Raw genomic sequence first — 17,472 nt, forward strand, 5'->3', positions numbered from 1 at the left:
GCCGCCACAACACATTCACAACATTCCCGGGTGGCGCGGTCCGGCAAGGTCCGGCCATGACGAGAAACCGCGAGACAGCGCCACCCGGGCACCGGGCACCGGCACGACGCCGGGAGGAACCTTGCGCGCTGTGAAGAAGATCTTCGTGGCCGCCACCGCGCTGGCCACCAGCCTGCTGGCGCCCGCGACCGCGACGGCCGCGACCGCGTGCGTCCAGCTGGAGCGGGGCAACAACAACGACATCGGTCTGGCGTCGATGCCCGGCGGGCCGCTGGACATCTACCAGACCGGCCTGGGCGGGAGCGTCTTGCGCACCCAGGTCGATCCCCGCACGAACGCCGTGAACAGCTTCCAGAACCTGGGCGGCGTCTCCCGCTCCGAACCGGCCGCGGTGTCCTCGGCCGATGGGCATTCGGCGGTTGTCGTGCGAGGCGGCGACGACGGGCTGTACGCGATGCAGTTCGACAACGGCACGACATCCGGCTGGCAGAACCTCGGCGGGCGGATCACCTGGAACCCGCATGTGGTGTCGCTGGGCCCCAGGCATCTCATCGTGTTCTACCGGGGCACGAACAAGCAGCTGTGGTACGTGGAACACGCCAACGGTGTCTGGGGCCAGCACACCAGCCTCGGTGGCGTGCTGACCTCCAGCCCGATCGGCGTCTCCACCAGGCCGGGGCACGTCGCCGTGGTCACCCGCGGCCAGGCCGACGACCTGTACTACATCGAGCGCACCGGCTCCACCTGGGGCCCGTGGACCGGGCTCGGCGGCAGGTTCGGGGTCGACCCGATCGCGGTGTCGCGCGGACCGGGACTGGTCGACGTGTTCGTGCGGACGAACTCCTCGCGGGTGGCGGGGATCAGCTTCAACGGCTCGTCGTGGACTCCGTGGTACGACCTGGCGGCGCCGCCGGGCAGCGCGGTGTCCGAACCTGGCGCGGCCGCGACGGGTTCCGGTGAGCTGGTCGTGTTCGTCCGGGGTGGCGAGGTGCGCACACCGGTCCGTCCCATCTGGCGCAACTCGTCGTTCGACGGCGGGGCGACGTGGTCGGGCTGGGTCGTGGTCGACTCGGGTTACGGGACGCCGTCGCCGAACAACCCCGAGGCGGTCGCGAACGCGTTCGGCGGGTGGTCCGTGGCTGCGACGAACTTCCCCACGGACGCCAGAGTGGGCCCGCTGCGCGTCTGTTCGTCCACGCCGTAACCGTCGAACAGGGCATGAACACAGTTCCCGGCTGTGTTCATGCCCGTGGTCGTGAGGTCAGCGGACCATCCGTTCCAGTGGCGCGACGCGTTCACCGACCACTCGGGCGATCTCCGCGGCCAGTTCGTGTTCCAGCGTGGTGATCGCTTCCCCCGGCAGTTCCATCGTGGCGACCGCGTTCAGCACCTGGCGGCGTCTGCGCTGACCGGCCACGGTCTGCACGGCCCACGAACCTCCGGCGAACACCAGGTACATCGCACCGGCGATGAGCGCTGCCTGGCCGCCTGCCTTGATCCCGCCGCGCAGCCGTGCCAGTACACCCTGCGCACCGGCGAAGCCCTGCATCGCGAACCGGCCGATCTGCACTGTGGCGTGGGACAGGTCGGTGTCCGAGACGTCGGGGAGGCTCGCACGGGGGATCTCGGTGACCCGCTGCGTGAACTCGCTGATGAACAGGCGGTCGGGCGCCAGCCTCGTGTCCAGGTCGCGGTGCCCGTGCGGGATCTCGTAGGCGTCGCAGATCTGGTGCACCAACGGCCGGACGCTGGCGTCGACGGCTTCCTCGATGCCGCGCGCCGCGTCCGGCAAGCCTGGCGGGGGTGATTCGATCAGGTCGCCCCACTGTTGGGGATCGGTCTCCCGCAGCAGCGCCACTGTCTGGTCGCGGACGGTGGCGAATGCCTCGACTGTCGCGTCCCGCAGCGCCTGGGCGACTTCCGGCCGGGCGGCGACACCGGTCGCGTCCCGGCGGAAGCGCATGGCCTGGATCCGGTGCCGCCCGGCGCTGGCCAGGCCCCGGCCGACCGAGAACGACGGCTCGTCGTCCAGTTCGTGCGAAGCGTCGGGGAACAGCTGCGCGCAGATCCGCCGTGTGACCGGCATCCGGCTGCCGCCGCCGGTGAGCACCACCACCTCAGGCTGGTGCTCCAGCTTGTCGCGCACGTCGAGCAGGAGGTCGCGCAACCGCCCGGCCCACCCGCGCTCGACCAGGTGCGGGATGTCCTGGGCGCGCAGCCACGCTGTCGCGTGGTCCATGATGGCCCCCAGGCGCGGGTTCAACGCCTCCGGCCGGTCGTGCACGAGCATGCCGTGTCCGCCGAACTGTGCTTCCTTGGCGCGCCTGCAGACGAACCGGAGCAGCATCGGCGAGTCCTGCGAGGTCATCGCCCGGTCGAACGCCGGATCCCCGGCGAGCGCCCCGGTGACCCGCCGCGCCAGTTCGTCGTCGATGTCCCGGCAGCCGAGGTCGGCGCCGACCGGGATGTTCACCGGATTCAGCGCGCTGACCATGGTGACGTCCACAGTGGACGAACCGATGTCGATGACGAGGACGTTGTCGATGTCCTGCCTGGCACCGGCGGGCTGGCGGCGGCGCAGGTCCCACACGTGCACCAGCGCCGACTGCGACTCGGGGAGCACCGCGAGCGGGATGTCCGAGGTACGCAGGAAGCGCTGGTAGATGTCGCGGGCGGGCTGCGGCCAGCCGGTGGGGTAGCCGATCATGATCTGACAACTGGTCTTGACCTCGGGGTGCGCCGAGAAGAACTCGTCGAGGAAGGCCTGGGCGAACTGGACCGCGTCCGGCGTGCTGAACGACTCGACCGGCGCCTTCTTGAGGTTCACCACGAACTGGAAGGCGTCCCCGGCCAGCAGCGCGGCCTCACCGAAGATCCATTCGCCGGTCTCGCGGCGCCGGGCCAGCGCGGTGAGCACTGTGCGTTCCACCGGCCTGCTCCGCTCGTAGAGCTGCGCTTCCGCCGCCGGATCCGTGGTGTCCAGCCAGAACAGGCAGCTCTCGCCGTCACCGATGTCGAGACCGACCGCGTACCGGGTCTCCGGGTCGACGTCGACCTCGATCACGGCTGCTCCTCGGGCACCACGCCCGCGATCACGACGACTTCGCTGAGCGTCAGCACGAGATCGGCGGCAGGCGCGGGCGGGAAGGCGAAGCGGGAGCGGTCGGCGATCCGGCCCATGATGGGGATCAGGTCCGGATCGCGGTCGGCCAGAGCGAGGTCGTCGGCCAGCGTCAGCCGCCGGTTCACGGCCGCGGTGAAGCGCTGCCAGATCTCCGGATCAGTCGTCAACCGGGCGAAGAAGTCCGGGTGCTCCTGGCGGAGCATGAGCAGGATCGCGACCTGGCGGATCCGGGTGTCCGACTGTTCGCCCGCCCCGGACAGCATGGTGAGGGTCAGGTTGTACGTGCCGACGAACCGCCGGACGCGGCGCGGGTTGTTCTGGAAGCCGAGCCGGATCACCTCCCAGATCACCGGGTCGTCCGGCAGGAACCTCAGCCGGTGCCGCAACGCGTTTCCCAGCGACTCCCAGCGCACACCGGGAAGGTGGTAGGAGAAGTGCACGAGCTTCTCCAGATAGCGCCTGCCGCGGATCTGGTCCCCGTCGAAATGCCTGGCAGCGGCGTCGGTCAAAGCACCCTGGTCCATCGCGATGACAAAGACGCACGGCGCGTCGCCGGTGAAGATGCGCAGCGCCTCCAGTACCGAAAGCGCGGTTCCCGGGCGGCACCGGTCCAGGTCGTCGATGAAGACCGCCAGCGGCGCGTTCCCGGTCAGTTCCCGCACGACTTCCGCGAAATCGCGTTCGAACCGATTCGCCGCGCGGTACTCGTCGGTGAACGCCGGACCGGCCGGTTTGTCGCCGTTCCACGACTCCGCCAGTTCCTGCCGATCCGCGGTGGTGATCGAGATCGGGGTGAGCGTGGTCAGCAGCTGCCGGGACAGCAGCCAGCTGGCCGTCAGGCTCAACCGGCGCAGTCGTCCCATCACCCGGCCAAGCCGTTGCCGGACAGTCGGATCCGGGGAGTTCTCCACCTGGCCGGCGAGCTCGTCGAGCAGCGTCTGCAACAGCGCGTGCCACACTTCCTCGCGCTCGTCGTATTTCCACGGGCCGAAGCTGATCGTCGTCATTCCCCGTTTGCGCAGCATATCGCGGCAGATATTGAGGAAACTGGTCTTCCCCGAACCCCACGGCCCGAGCACGGCGAGGGTGAGCGGGAGATCCGCGACCTCCGTGACCGCCCGGCACAGCACCTCGGCGTGGCCGCGGAATCCGAACTCGTCCTGCGAGGCGTCCGTTATCGGGTTGTCACTGAGTATCAGCATTGTTGGTGAACTTCTCCTGCCACTGCGTCAAATCTGCGATTCAGGACTCGAGGCAGCGTGGATTGTGCCAGACGCTATTACGACGGACCACCCTTGCGCGGCAACGGAATTGTGGATCACCGACTTCACGACACCTTGGTGACGACGTCGCGAAGTCGTGTAGAAAATGACATCCGGGAATACCGGAATCGGATCAAGCGGTGGTGATCGGCTTCGCGCGGCCCAGCAGGCCGGTCACCGCGGACGCGGGCTGACCGGCAACCGGGCGACGGCGCGGACAGTGGCCTGCTCCCGGAACTCCACGGACCCCGCCTTGCGGAAGTCCGGATACCGGGCCGGCCCGATGCCGGTCGCGCGCATCATCGCCTTGGCGAACAAGCCACCGACGCACGCGTGCACTCCCCAGCCGAATCCGAGCTGTGGCCCGGGCCGCCGGTCGGCGACGAACCGCTCCGGCTCGGCGGACTGATCGGGATCCCTGTTGGCGGCAGCGAACAACACGAGAACGTACTCGCTCGTTCGACGTGGACAGGACCGAGATCGGTGTCGCGCACGCACAGGCGGGAGGTGCCCTGGATCGGCGGATCGAAGCGGATCGGTCAGCCAGGCGTCCCCCATGGCCGCCAGCTGCGCCATCGCCCGCAGACCCGGATCAAGCGCCTCCGGTCGCAGCGCCGAGTCCCTGGATCGCACGATCCGGTGCGCCACGCCGAAGAACGCGGAGATCGACTCCAGGCAGAGCGGCTCGGTGAAGGCGAGGTTCCGGTGGCGTACCGCGTTCGTGAGCACGCTGTGCACGGCCGTGTGTTCGGGCGGGTCTACCGTCTGGATGTTGCTGCCCGCCTCGGGGACGAACTCACGGCCTTGCGTGGATCGTTCGAGAACGCCTCGTGGTTCTTCAGCACAGACCGGCAGTCCTCGTACCTGCTGAGCACCCAGCACCGCATGGTGTCGTGCGGCGGACGTCATCGGACTCAACCAGCCAGCGCGACGAGCAGGGATCGCAGGCACCGAACGGTCGCTCGCCGATGCCTGACCGGTTTCCCCACCAGTTCGGGCACTGACGGCAGAGTCGTGAGACTCCGCACGAACCCGCCGAGCGCGACCTTCGCGTGCATCCTGCCGGTGCAGACGTGGGTCCCCCACCCGAAGCCGAGGTGCGGATTCGGATTGCGGTCCAGTACAAGGCTTTCCGGTGCCGCGAACTGCTCGGGGTCGTGGTTGGCCGACGCGAAGAGCACCACCACCACGTCGCCGCGGCGGATGACCTGGCCGCCGAGTTCGGTGTCCCGCACGCACACCCTGCTGGTGCCCTGGACCGGGCCGTCGTACCGCATCAACTCGTCGACGGCGGTGTCGACTCGCACAGTGCCGTCCACGAGAGCGCGCAGGCTCTCGGGATTCTCCAGCAGCGCCAGCGCGGCGTTCCCGGCCGCAACGGACAGCGAGCTGTACCCGGCTTGGAACATGACGCGAGTCGTGTTGACGACCAGTTCCTCCGAGACGGTGGCCGGGTCGCGGTGACGCACCAGGTAGCCGATCAGGCCGTGCCGCGGCTTGGCCGCGAACCACTCCAGCACCAGTTCGCTCAGCTGGGCCCGTGCCGCGACGCCCGCGTCGCGCACCTCCGGGCGCAGCCCCTCGTCCATGCTGTCCACGATCGCGTCGGAGATCGCGGCGAAGGACGGGCGGTCGGGCGTGGGCACGCCCAGCAGCCTGGAGATCGAGTCCAGCGCCATCGGCACGGCGATTTCCTCGATGAGGTCGAACGCCCTGGCTCCCCGGTACCGCTGGAGCGTGTCGCGTGACAGCTGGAACGCTCGCTCGCCGAGGGCGTCGAGGTCCTGCTCGTGGAAGCCGTTCATCACCAGCTGGCGGATCCCGCGTTGGTCCGGCGGGTCCAACGACTGGATGCTCAGGCTCGACGCCGGGATGTCCTCGCCCACCCGCCGCCAGTCCCCCGCGAAGATCTCCGGCTGGAGCAGAACCGACATGCAGTCCTTGTAACGGCTGACCACCCACGAACGCATTCGCTCGTGCCAGAACAGCGGCTGTTTCGCGCGTAACTCGGAATAGACGGGAAACGGATTCCCGATGGTTTCCTCTGCCAACGGTTCGTACACGCCGGATCACCCCGCATCGATCAGGTGGAAGGTGAGGTGCCACACCCGGATTCCGGGTGTGGCACCCCGGTTTCAGTTGAGGTGACGCGAACCGTCTCAGTGCCTGTAGTTCATGGTTCTACCTCCCCGTCGATTCATCGTGGTGAACTCGCCTCGCCAGGCACGGCATCCTCTGAGAACGTCGCCGCACCCCCAGGTTGCGGCGAAGATGGGAAACGAGCACCCGGCACCACCGATATGTGTACGGGTCCCCGCCGCCGCCGGGACCCGAGCGCCGGCCGAGACCGTAAATGATCAATGACGGGCCTGGTCAGGGCCGCCACCCGGTTTCCCGGACCGGCAGACCGGCGCACACGCGGGGGTTTGACAGGGGGGAGAATTGGACAAGCGCGGGACATTCGCGGAACGACTGGCCCTGCTGTTCGCCGAAGCCGGCGGCCCGCCGCTCAAGGCCGTCGTCAAATCAGTCGCCAGGGCCCGGCGGGAGGATCGGCGCGGCCGGGTCGTCCGCGTGTCGGGTCAGCGGCTGAGCGACTGGCGCAGGGGGCGCAACGTGCCGTCCAGCTTCGACGCGCTGGCCGTCGTGCTGGAGATCCTGATCGGCGAAGCACGCAAGACGCGGGCCCGTCCGGTGGTGGACGGCCTCTACGACGTGGACGCGTGGCGGCTGCTCTGGCAGGAGGCACTGGACAGTCCGGTCGGCGGCAACCCACGGCAGGCGGTGGCCGGGGAAGACCAGGAACCGGGCGTGTGCCCTTATCGGGGACTCGCCGCTTTCCGGCCGCAGGACGTGGATTTCTTCTTCGGCAGGGACCGCGCTGTCCGGGCGTTGGGGAAACTGGTCGGCGAATCGTTTCTCGGCGGCGGGATCGCCATGCTCGTCGGCGCTTCCGGCGCGGGCAAGTCGTCGCTTCTGCGGGCCGGACTCGGGCGGGCGTTGAAGGCGAGCCGCGGCTTCGAGGAATGTGTTTCCGTTGTGCTCACTCCCGGCCAGGACCCGCTGAAGTCGTTGGTCGCGGAAGTGGCGGAGCTGGCCGAACCCGTCGAATCGGCGCTGCGCGGCGACCACCCCGCCGGGCCCGCCCGATTCACGGCCATGGTGCGCGCCGCGATGGACGACCACGTGCAGCGCAGATCCGGGCCCGGTGTGCCGTTCGTTCTGGTCGTCGACCAGTTCGAGGAAACATTCAGACTGTCGTCGGACGAATCCCGCCGGAGCGTTTTCGTCCGGGCACTGCACGCGGCCTGCGCGTCGACTGGTGGCCGTGGCGGATCCCCGGTGGCGGTGATTCTCGGGTTGCGGGCCGACTGCTACGAGCTGTGCCTCGACTACCCGGAACTGGCCGAGGCGTTGCAGGAACGCCAGATGGTGCTCGGCCCGATGACCGCCGCGGAGCTGACCGCCGTCATCCAGGGCCCGGCGAAGGCCGCGGGCCTCCGGCTGGCTCCCGGCCTGGTCGACGTGCTCCTGCAAGACCTCGGCGCCCGCACCGGTTCGGACAAGCCAGACGAGACGCACGACGCGGGCGTGCTGCCGCTGCTGTCCCACACACTGCTGGCCACGTGGCAACGCCGCCAGGCGGGAAAGCTCACGGTCGCCGGGTACCGCGCGAGCGGGGGAATCAGCGGCTCGGTCGCGGCCACCGCGGAACGAGCGTGGTCCAGCCTCGGCGACCACGAGCGGGACATCGCACGTCACCTGTTGCTGCGCTTGGTGCGGGTGTCCGAGAACGGCTCGGACACCCGCTGCCAGATGGCACGCGAGGACTTGGTCGGCCAGGCCGGTGACCGGGCGGCCGCGGACTCGGTGGTCGAGGTCCTCGCCGCGGCCCGGCTGATCACGGTGGACGCCGACACCGTGGACATCACCCACGAAGCCGTGCTGCGGGCGTGGCCGCGGTTGCGCGGGTGGATCGACCAGGACCGGAGCAGCGCGCTGGTGCGGCAACGGCTGCAGGACGACGCGTCGATGTGGGACACCCACGGGCGGGACCGATCGCTGCTCTACCGGGGAACGCGCCTGGACAACGTCCAGGACTGGATCAGAACGGCCGGCGGTGCGAGCGTGAACGCCGCCGCCCGCCACTTCCTGGACACGTCCACACGCCACGCGCGGCGGATCGCGTGGTTCTGGCGCGGGGGCGTGATCCTGCTGGTGGTGTTCGCGCTGACGGCCGCGGTGGCCGCGGCCGTGGCTGTCCGGCAACGGGACGACGCGCAGTTCCGTCAGATCGTCGGTGAGGCGAACCGGTTGCAGGCAGCGGATCCGGCGCTGGCAGCCCACCTGAGCCTCGTCGCGCACCGTCTGCGCCCCGACGACAAGGACGCGTACGCGAGAGTCATCGCCACTCAGCACCTGCCGTTGTCGGTGCCGGTCACCGGTCATCAAGGGCCGGTGTACTCGACAGCGTTCAGCCCGGACGGCCGGGTACTGGCGACCGGCAGCGGGGACCGGACCGTGCGCCTGTGGAGCGTGCGGGACGCTCCGAACACCGCTCCTCTCGCCATGCTCGACAAGCACAACGGACGCGTCTACTCCGTCGCGTTCAGTCCCGACGGGCACGTGCTGGCATCAAGCAGCGCAGACCAGACCGTGCGTCTCTGGGACGTACGCGATCCCGCGCACCCGGAGCTCCTGGCCGAGTTGCCGGGGCACAGCGGAGGCGTCTACTCCGTCACCTTCAGCCCCGACAGCCGGATACTGGCCGCAGGCAATCAGGACGGGACCGTGCGCTTGTGGGACGTACGCGATCCGGCGCGCCCCGAAACCCTGAGCACGATCGCGGGCCATACCGACATCGTGGGCGGACTGGCCTTCAGGCCCGATGGGCGCGTGCTCGCCACCGGCGGCGCGGAATGGGCTGTGCGGTTGTGGGACGTGAGCAACCCGCGTTCCCCCGCTCCCCTGGGCCAACCGCTTGTCGGACATAGCGGCACCGTCTACACGGTGGCGTTCAGCCCGGACGGTCACATCCTGGCATCCGGTAGCGCAGACAAAAGCGTGCGCTTGTGGGATACGCGAGACACCGCTCACGTCGTTCCTTTCGGCGCGCCGCTCGTCGAGCAGGAGGACGAAGTGCGCGCCATCGTCTTCGGCCGGGACGGTCGCACGCTCGCCTCAGGCGGCGGCGACAAGATCATTCGCGTGTGGAACATCGAGGACCGCAACCGCATCGCGCTCGTCGGACGGTACCCGACCGGGCACCGCACCATCGTCTACTCACTGGCATCCAGCCCGGACGGACGGTCGATGGCCACGGTCAGCGACGACCAGACCGTTCGCGTGTGGTCACTGCCGTCCACGGTTCTGTCCGGCCACAGCAACGCCGTCCAGTCGGCGTCGTTCAGCCCGGACGGCCGTGTCCTGGCGACCGGCAGCACGGACCGGACGGCTCGGTTGTGGGACGTCCGCGACACGGCATGGGCCGCTCCGATCGGCGGGCCGCTCACCGGGCACGCCCACGCTGTGACCACAGTGGCCTTCAGCCCGGACAGCCGGATCCTGGCAACGGGAAGTGAAGACCGAACGGTGCGGCTGTGGAACGTCACCGACCCGGCGAACCCGAAGCTCGTCGGTGAGCCCCTCACCGGGCACGCCCACGCCGTCGCCACAGCTGCATTCAGCCCGGACAACCGTGTCCTGGCAACAGTGAGCGCCGACGGAACCATTCGCTTGTGGGACGTGCGCGACGTTTCCCACCCGAAGTCGTCGGGCGCGGCGTTGACCGAGCACAGTGGCGGCGTGAACTCCGTTGCCTTCAGTCCGCACGGGCACCTGATGGCCACCGCCGGGTACGACAAGACAGTGGTCCTGTGGGACGTACGCGATCCCGCGCGCCCCAGGATCCTGGAGCGACGGCTGACCGGGCATTCCGGTGCGCTGTGGTCGGTGGCGTTCAGCCCGGACGCCCGTACCCTCGCCAGCGGAAGCAGCGACGGGACCGCCCGCTTGTGGGACGTGAGCGACCCGGCGCGCCCCACCGCGTTGGGGCCCGCGCTGACCGGGCACACGGACACGGTGTACTCGGTGGCGTTCAGCCCCGATCGGCGTACGTTGGTCACGTCCAGCTACGACCGGACGATCCAGCTGTGGGACGTGACCGATCCCGCGCACCCCCGTTCTCTCGGGCAGACGCTCACCGGGCACGCCGGTGTGATCAACTCGGTGGTGTTCAGCCCGGACGGCCGGACATTGGCCACCAGCAGCTCGGACAACACCACCCGGCTGTGGGACCTGGACGGCGAGCGCGCCGTCCAGCGGGTCTGTTCCACCCGGCTGGTCCTCACGCCCGAGGTATGGGACCAGGTGCTCCCCGATCTGACCTATCAGCCGCCCTGCCGGTGATCACCCGGGCTCCTGTCGTTTCTCCGGCTCACGGTCGTCGTCGGCGGCACGCCACAACTGCCTGATCAGGAACAGGCCAGCGGCGGCGAAGCACTGAGCGGGCGTCAACGTCGGCCCCCACACGACGACGTCCCACCCTGCCAGCAACAACACGCCATGCACCCCGAGGACCACGTACGCGCCCGCCAGTGCTCGCGGCAGGAATTCGATCGCGGTGCCGCGTGGCTCACCTTTGGTCTCCTGTGCCCACCCCATCGCACGGCCTGCTCACGGTGACATCAAAGGATCGTGCCCGATGGGGACCAGGCGTCTGCCGGCCCGCCCCTGGGCGGGCTCGAGGTCGTCACGCCGTTCGGCCAGCACGCGATCGACCACCGTCCTCATGGCACAGATGCCGCGACTGTCCACATCGGTCTTGCGGGTGCGCCAGGTCGTCCTCACCGCCCGGCGGAACTCGTTCCCCAGCACGTCGTCGATCTGCGATTCGGCCAAGATCCTCACCTCCTGGATCAGGCATACCCGGGTACCGGCTCGCGAACCTTGTGCATACAGTCTTCAGTGGACTGGGGGCGCGGTGCTCCCCTGTCGACCTAGGTCTTCCCGCACGGGGCCGGTCAGGCGTACTGGTGGCCAGTATCGCGGCGGTCCGAACGCCTCGACTCGCGCTCGAACCGCCGCGAACAGGATCTCCGCGCCGCTTCGGCAGGACGCGCGGCGTCGTCCCCGGCTGGGGTCGTACTGTCATCGTCATCGGCGTGCGCGCCCACGTGGCAGGCCGGAGGGACGGCAGCCGGTCGGCCCTGCCGGGCGACGCGGACATCAGGAGTTCACCAATCCGAGTGACACGGCGGTGGCCCCCATTCTTCCTTCCATGTCCCCTCCCCTGAGTCCATGAGGAAGCACGCCATGACCATACGAGCAAACACGCGCCGGGTTTGTCCCCCGAACGACCTGCATTCGTCGAGACTGATCAACCCGTCCCGGATGGCGCGGACGAGCAGCGCCGCCTTGGTCGCGGCGGGCCGGCCGAGGTGGGCATATTCGATGCGGACACGGTCGAGGTAGGTGTTGACCGTGCTGACCGAGACACCCATGCGGTCGGCCACCATCTCCTTGGACTCGCTGCGCAACCACAGCAGCAGCGCGTTCTGCGCCCGTGGCGTCAGCTTCGGAGCGCTTCTCCCCCTGCATCCGGGCTGGTGTGCCAGTCCCCGGCCGGCTGTCGCCCACCTCTGTCAGCCTGCACCGGCCGAGGCCGGACAGGTCCGGCAGGTCGGATATCGGGTGTCCGTCAGCGTCGCACTCCTCGTCCTTCAACGGTGTTCGTCCTGCGCCAGCCTGCTAGTTTCTAGCCAGTTTCGGGTTGTCCGGCTCCCCGGCGAGCAGCGGGCAAACAATCTCCGGTCAATGGGGAGGCGAGGCGAGATGGGTGCTGGTCGGCCCGAACACCGGAAACTGGCCCAGCAAGCGCACTACTCCGCGACGACGCTGGCCGACGCGGCCAAGGGCGACCGGCTTCCCTCGCTGGACGTGACGCTGGCGTATGTCGCGGCGTGCGGAGGTGACCGGGCCGAGTGGGAGAGCCGGTGGCGCACGGTCGCGGCCGAATCGCTGCCGCCTCGGCCGGTCTCGCCCGGCGAGCCCGAGGAGCGGGCACCGTACGTGGGGCTGGCGGCGTTCCAGCCGGAGACCGCGGACCGGTTCTTCGGCCGGGAGCGGTTCGTCGACGAAGCCGTGACACGACTGCGGTCCCAGCACTTCCTCGCGGTGGTCGGGACCTCCGGCAGCGGCAAGTCCTCCCTGCTGCGCGCCGGCCTGATCCCGGAGCTCCGAGCGGACGGCACGTCCCGGCCGGTGTTGCTCACGCCCGGCGCCAGGCCGTTGCACGAGTGCGCGATCCGCCTGGCTCCGCTGCTCGGCGTCAACGCCGGCACCCTCATGGCCGACCTGGCCGCCGACCCGGCGAACCTGGGCCTCGCGGTCCGCCAGGCACTGGTCCACCACGAAGACGACCTGCCGCCGCGGACCGAGGTCGTCTTCGTGGTGGACCAGTTCGAAGAGGTCTTCACCGTCTGCGACGACGATCGGGAACGCGACCAGTTCATCGGCGCGCTGCTGACCGCGACGCGGCAGGGCGGCAGCCGGACGAGAGTCGTGCTCGGTGTGCGGGCGGACTTCTACGCCCGGTGCGCCGAGCATCCCGGCCTCGTCGGCGCGTTCCAGGACGCCGAGTTGCTCGTCGGGCCGATGACCTCCGACGAGTTGACCAAAGCGATCAACCAGCCCGCCGCCGACAGCGGGCTCGTTGTCGAACGGGCGTTGACCACGGCCATTCTCGCCGATGTGGCCGGCCAACCGGGCTGCCTGCCCCTGGTGTCACACGCGTTACTGGAAACCTGGCGCAGGCGCCGGGGCAACGCGCTGACACTGTCGGGCTACCTGGCCACCGGTGGTGTACGCGGCGCCGTCGCCCAAACGGCCGACAACGCCTACAAGGCTTTCAACGACGACCAGCAGCACGCTGCCCGGCGGATCCTGTTGCGGCTGGTCGCCCTCGGCGACGACACCGACGACAGCAGAAGACGGGTCCGCGTCGACGAGTTCGACGCCGACCCCGACACGACCGCGGTACTGGGCGAACTGGTGCGGGCGCGGCTGCTGACGTTGGGCGAGAACACAGTCGAGATCGCGCACGAGGCGCTGATCAGGAACTGGCCCACGCTGCGCGGGTGGATCGACGAGGCCGGGAACTGCTGCTCGCGCAGCGACGCCTGACCGAAGCCGCGTCCGAATGGGAGCGTGGCGGGCGTGACGAGGAGTTCCTGTACCGGCGAGCGCGGCTCACCGCATGGGAGGACCGCGATCTCGGGCGGCTCAACGAATCCGAACGCGCTTTCCTTGACGCGAGCAGGCAACGGCAGGTGGACGAACTCGCCGCGGCTCGCCGCCGCACCCGCCGGACGCTGATCGGGGCCGGGGTCGTCGTCGTGGTGGTGAGCCTGCTGTCGGTGCTGGCCCTGGTGTCCGCCAACCGCGCGACCCGCGACAGGGATCTGGCGTTCTCCCGGCAGCTGGTCGCCAACGCGCGGGCTCAGCTCGGGCTCGACCCCGAGCTCGCGCTGCTGCTGGCCAGGCAGGCGTACCGGATCAGGCCCACCGGCGAGGCCGAGGCCATGCTCCGCCAGGCCACCATCGACTCCCGGGTCGTAGCGACCGTGCCCACCGGTCAGCGCGAGGTGTACAGCGTCGCCTTCAACCCCGGCCGCCGCCAGCTGGCCAGCGCCGGGACCGACGGCACACTGCGGATCTGGGAACGCGCCGGAGCGGGCGTGGCACCGGGCGGCCCCGTGGTGATCCCCGGCCACCAGCGCGAAGCCGCGAAACTGGCCTTCACCGCGGACGGGAACAGGCTGGCGAGCGCCGGCGACGACGGCGTCATCCGGATCCGTGACCTCGCCAACGGCAAAGAACTGCTGCTGCGCGGACATCAGGGAGCTGTTCGCGGCGTCACCTTCGACAGCGCGGGGAAACGCCTCGCGAGCGCTGGTGATGACGGCACCGCGAGGGTTTGGGACACGCTGGCCGGTACCGAGACCACGGTGCTGCGCGGCCACGAGGACGCGGTCTGGAGCCTCGCCTTCAGCGCCGACGGGCGACTGGCCAGCGGCGGCGAGGACGGGACTGTACGCGTCTGGAGCTTGGCACCCGCGCGTCAGGACACCGTGATGACCGCGCACGACAACACCGTGAAACGCCTGGCGTTCAGCCAGGGTGGGCGGCTTGCCACAGCGAGCGACGACGGCACGGTCAAGGTCTGGAAGGCGCTGGGGCAAGGCGATCCCGTCGTGATGCGCGGCCACGAGGGCACCGCGGAGACACTGGCGTTCAGCGCGGACGGCCGGAAGGTCGCCAGCGGAGGCCAGGACGGGGTGATCCGGGTGTGGAACGCGGACAGTTCCGTCGATCCGCTGACGCTGCGCGGCCACCGGGGCGTCGTCTGGGATGTGGCCTTCGACCCGGACGCGCCCAACCGGTTGGCCAGCGCGGGCTCGGACGGCACCATCCGCTTCTGGGACGTCACCGGCCCAGGCGACCCGATCGTGTTCCGCGGCCACCAAGGCCGGGTCGCGCCGGTGGAGTTCAGCAGGGACGGCACGCGGATCGCCACCGGCGGCAAGGACACGACCGCCCGGATCTGGCGGTCCACAGGCGACAGCGATCCGACAGTCCTGCGTGGACACGAGGCCGAGGTGTGGGACGTGACGTTCAGCCCGGACGGGCGGCGCGTCGCCAGCTCGGGCCAAGACGGGACCGTGCGCGTCTGGAACGCGGCGGGCGACAGCGCCCCCATCGTCCTGCGTGGACACGAGGGCGACGTCTGGGATGTGGCGTTCTCCCCCGACGGACGGCACCTGGCCAGCGCGGGCGACGACGGGACGGTACGCGTCTGGACGACGAACCCCGGCGACCCGCCGAGGATCCTGCGCGGCCACGAACGTTCGGTGTACCACGTCTCCTACAGTCCTGACGGCACACTGCTGAGCAGCGCCGGCGTCGACAGCAGCGTCCGGGTATGGCAGGCCGGCGGCGCGGGCGAACCGGTTGTCCTGCGGGACCACCAGGGCGGCGCCCGGTCGGCGTCGTTCAGCCCCGACGGGCGGCGACTGGCCACCGCGAGCGCCGACGGCACCGTGCGGATCTGGAAGTCGCTGTCGGACAAGGACCCCATCGTCCTCAAAGGTCACCAAGGTCCGGTCGGGTCGGCGGAGTTCAGCCCGGACGGCGAGTACCTCGCCACCAACGGCAGCGACCGCACCGTGCGCGTCTGGAGGACCGACGGCACGAGCGACTTCGTGGTGATCAAGGGATTCGGTGGCTCGATCAGCAACCTCGCGTTCAGCCCGGACGGCCGCAAGCTGATCACCGGGCACGGCGACGGCACGGCCCGCGTCTCCCAGTGCGAGCCGTGCGTCCCGCTCGGCGAGGCGTTGCGATCGGCCGACAACCGGATCACCAGGGACTTCACGCCCGACGAGCGCAAGACCTACCTGACCGGGCCGCAGGACTCGTGAATCCCCGGCGGGTCACAGGCCCGCGCGTTCGAAGGCCAGCGTCGGCAGGTCCACCGCGTGCGCGCCGCCGTCGGCGACGATGACCGCGCCCGTGATGTACGACGACTCCGCCGAGCCCAGGAATCGGACTATCGAAGCGATTTCCGCTGGTTCGGCCGCACGGCGCAGCGGGACTTCCGCTGTGGCCGTGCGGTAGGCCTCGGCACGGCCCCCGGCGATGCCCGACGCCTCCGCCAAGGCGTCCATTCCCCTGTCGGCCAACGGGGTACGGACCCAGCCCGGGCACACCGCGTTCGCGCGTACGCCCTTGGGGCCGAAGTCTCGTGCGATCGAACGTGTCAGACCGACCAGGGCGTGCTTGGCGGTGACGTAACTGGCGGAGTTCGGTCCGGCGAACAGACCGGCCAATGAGGACACCACGACGACCTGGCCGCGTGTCTCGATCAGTGACGGCAACGCTGCCCGGCAGAAGACGAACGCGCTCGACAAGTTCGACCGCATCGCGAAATCCCACGCTTCGTCGTCGGTGTCGGTGACCGACGCCAGCACAGCCCCGCCCGCGTTCGCGACCGCGACGTCCAGGCGGCCGAACCGGTCGATGATCTCGGCGATCGCGTTCTCCACCTGCTCACGCACGCTCGCGTCACAGGTGATCACGTGTGCGCCGGTGCCCGCGGCCACCTCCTCAAGAGGTTCGGGTCTCCTGCCGAGCACGACCACCCGCGCGCCTTCGGCGGCGTAGCGGCGGGCGACCGCGGCTCCGATCCCGGAACCTCCACCGGTGATCGCGATGACCTTGCCTGTCGAGTCCACTGTCGAACCTTTCTACGCGGGGAACGCCGACCGGGCCGACAGGCCGAAGTCGGCGAGCACGGCCTGGCCGTTGACCGGCCGGGACGCCGGGGACGCGAGGAACAGGACCTGCCGGGCGACGTCGCCGGGCGCCTGCACCGGAAAGTCCGGGTCGTCCAGTACGTCGCCGAGGTCGCCCCGCGCCATCGGAGTGTCGACAACCGACGGACACACGCAGTTGACCCGCACGCCGGGCAGTTCCACCGCCAGTGCCCGGGTCAACGCCACGACAGCGCCTTTGGACGCGCAGTACGGCACCATGCCCGGCGCGGCCGTGAACGCCGAGTCGCTGCCCAGCAGCACCACCGCGGCGTCCTCGGCCAGCCACGGCTGGGCGTGCTTGACCAGCAGGATCTGACCGGTCACGTTCACCGCGAGGACCGCGGCCACCTCGGCGGCGGAGGTCTCGGCGAGCGGCCTGCCGACCGGCCCGGAGATCCCGGCACAGCCGACCACGACGTCGAGGCGGCCGAACCGCTGTGCCACAGCGGCGACGGCGTCGGCCACGCTCCGCTCATCGGCGACGTCCGCACGGACCGCGACGACGTCGCCGTCGAGCTCCGGAGGCGCGTTCCGGTCGACCATGCCCACCTGTGCGCCCTCGGCGAGGAACGCCTGCGCGCAGGCCAGGCCGATACCCGACGCCGCACCCGTGACCAGGACCACCCGGCCCGCGAGATCCATTCGCATGCGGCCATTCGACCCCGGTGGCCGGTGGCGTGTTTGGCCACGAGTGCACGCTTGTTGTCCACGA

At 69.9% G+C, this 17,472-nt stretch carries 13 protein-coding genes; 4 read left to right on the plus strand and 9 right to left on the minus strand.

The genetic code is table 11. The features are described 5' to 3' along the window. Positions 1–130 precede the first annotated feature (130 nt). The gene (locus tag AOZ06_RS30025) at positions 131–1,204 is read left to right on the plus strand and encodes a DUF8189 domain-containing protein (protein WP_054292474.1); all 1,074 of its coding nucleotides are present in this window, start codon (positions 131–133) and stop codon (positions 1,202–1,204) included. 57 nt (positions 1,205–1,261) lie between these two features. Here the strand turns inward: AOZ06_RS30025 and AOZ06_RS30030 are convergent, their stop codons facing one another. From AOZ06_RS30030 to AOZ06_RS30045, 4 genes are all read right to left on the minus strand, one after another. Further along, positions 1,262–3,064: an Hsp70 family protein gene (locus AOZ06_RS30030; RefSeq protein ID WP_054292475.1), complete on the minus strand. Its 1,803-nt coding sequence runs from the start codon at positions 3,062–3,064 to the stop codon at positions 1,262–1,264. Beyond that, on the minus strand, positions 3,061–4,326 hold the full coding sequence (locus AOZ06_RS30035; protein ID WP_054292476.1) for a KAP family P-loop NTPase fold protein: 1,266 nt from the start codon (positions 4,324–4,326) through the stop codon (positions 3,061–3,063). Before AOZ06_RS30035 ends, AOZ06_RS30030 begins: the two co-directional genes overlap by 4 nt. Before the next feature lie 234 nt (positions 4,327–4,560). Next, a complete protein-coding gene (locus tag AOZ06_RS56935; RefSeq protein ID WP_157233341.1) occupies positions 4,561–5,124 on the minus strand; it encodes a cytochrome P450 family protein in 564 nt (187 codons plus the stop codon). Between the two features lie 176 nt (positions 5,125–5,300). Then, a complete protein-coding gene (locus AOZ06_RS30045) occupies positions 5,301–6,449 on the minus strand; it encodes a cytochrome P450 (protein WP_054292478.1) in 1,149 nt (382 codons plus the stop codon). Positions 6,450–6,828: 379 nt separating this feature from the next. On the opposite strand from AOZ06_RS30045, the gene AOZ06_RS30050 reads away from it, so the two are divergent. Further along, positions 6,829–10,794 (plus strand): NACHT and WD repeat domain-containing protein, encoded by a 3,966-nt coding sequence (locus AOZ06_RS30050; RefSeq protein ID WP_054292479.1) that lies wholly within the window; start codon positions 6,829–6,831, stop codon positions 10,792–10,794. Here the strand turns inward: AOZ06_RS30050 and AOZ06_RS30055 are convergent, their stop codons facing one another. The 3 genes from AOZ06_RS30055 to AOZ06_RS58535 all read right to left on the minus strand — a co-directional run bounded on the left by AOZ06_RS30055 (position 10,795) and on the right by AOZ06_RS58535 (position 11,900). Then, positions 10,795–11,049 carry a hypothetical protein gene (locus AOZ06_RS30055; RefSeq protein ID WP_054292480.1) on the minus strand — a complete coding sequence of 85 codons (255 nt, stop codon included), beginning with the start codon at positions 11,047–11,049 and terminating at the stop codon, positions 10,795–10,797. Between the two features lie 12 nt (positions 11,050–11,061). Then, on the minus strand, positions 11,062–11,295 hold the full coding sequence (locus tag AOZ06_RS30060; RefSeq protein WP_054292481.1) for a hypothetical protein: 234 nt from the start codon (positions 11,293–11,295) through the stop codon (positions 11,062–11,064). Positions 11,296–11,621: 326 nt separating this feature from the next. Further along, on the minus strand, positions 11,622–11,900 hold the full coding sequence (locus tag AOZ06_RS58535) for a helix-turn-helix transcriptional regulator (RefSeq protein ID WP_179950753.1): 279 nt from the start codon (positions 11,898–11,900) through the stop codon (positions 11,622–11,624). A 301-nt stretch (positions 11,901–12,201) separates the two neighbouring features. Between AOZ06_RS58535 and AOZ06_RS54730 the strand changes: the two genes are divergently transcribed. After that, positions 12,202–13,569, plus strand: coding sequence for an nSTAND1 domain-containing NTPase (locus AOZ06_RS54730; RefSeq protein ID WP_157233342.1), 1,368 nt, complete (start codon positions 12,202–12,204; stop codon positions 13,567–13,569). Next, positions 13,524–15,866, plus strand: a complete 2,343-nt coding sequence (locus AOZ06_RS54735) for a WD40 repeat domain-containing protein (RefSeq protein ID WP_054292484.1) — start codon at positions 13,524–13,526, stop codon at positions 15,864–15,866. Before AOZ06_RS54730 ends, AOZ06_RS54735 begins: the two co-directional genes overlap by 46 nt. A gap of 12 nt (positions 15,867–15,878) precedes the next feature. Here AOZ06_RS54735 and AOZ06_RS30080 read toward each other — a convergent pair whose 3' ends face one another. After that, complete coding sequence (locus AOZ06_RS30080) at positions 15,879–16,679, minus strand: SDR family NAD(P)-dependent oxidoreductase (RefSeq protein WP_054292485.1); 801 nt, start codon at positions 16,677–16,679, stop codon at positions 15,879–15,881. Positions 16,680–16,691: 12 nt separating this feature from the next. Then, a complete protein-coding gene (locus AOZ06_RS30085) occupies positions 16,692–17,408 on the minus strand; it encodes an SDR family NAD(P)-dependent oxidoreductase (RefSeq protein ID WP_054292486.1) in 717 nt (238 codons plus the stop codon). Between the last annotated feature and the right edge of the window lie 64 nt (positions 17,409–17,472).

Source organism: Kibdelosporangium phytohabitans (genome assembly GCF_001302585.1).
Lineage (GTDB): Bacteria > Actinomycetota > Actinomycetes > Mycobacteriales > Pseudonocardiaceae > Kibdelosporangium > Kibdelosporangium phytohabitans.

Bases quoted from the DNA above. Each gene is read 5' to 3' on its own strand.
- AOZ06_RS54730 (WP_157233342.1), top strand. From the start codon at position 12,202: ATGGGGAGGCGAGGCGAGATGGGTGCTGGTCGGCCCGAACACCGGAAA.
- AOZ06_RS30055 (WP_054292480.1), bottom strand. From the start codon at position 11,049: ATGGGGTGGGCACAGGAGACCAAAGGTGAGCCACGCGGCACCGCGATC.
- AOZ06_RS30085 (WP_054292486.1), bottom strand. From the start codon at position 17,408: ATGCGAATGGATCTCGCGGGCCGGGTGGTCCTGGTCACGGGTGCGGCG.
- AOZ06_RS30035 (WP_054292476.1), bottom strand. From the start codon at position 4,326: ATGCTGATACTCAGTGACAACCCGATAACGGACGCCTCGCAGGACGAG.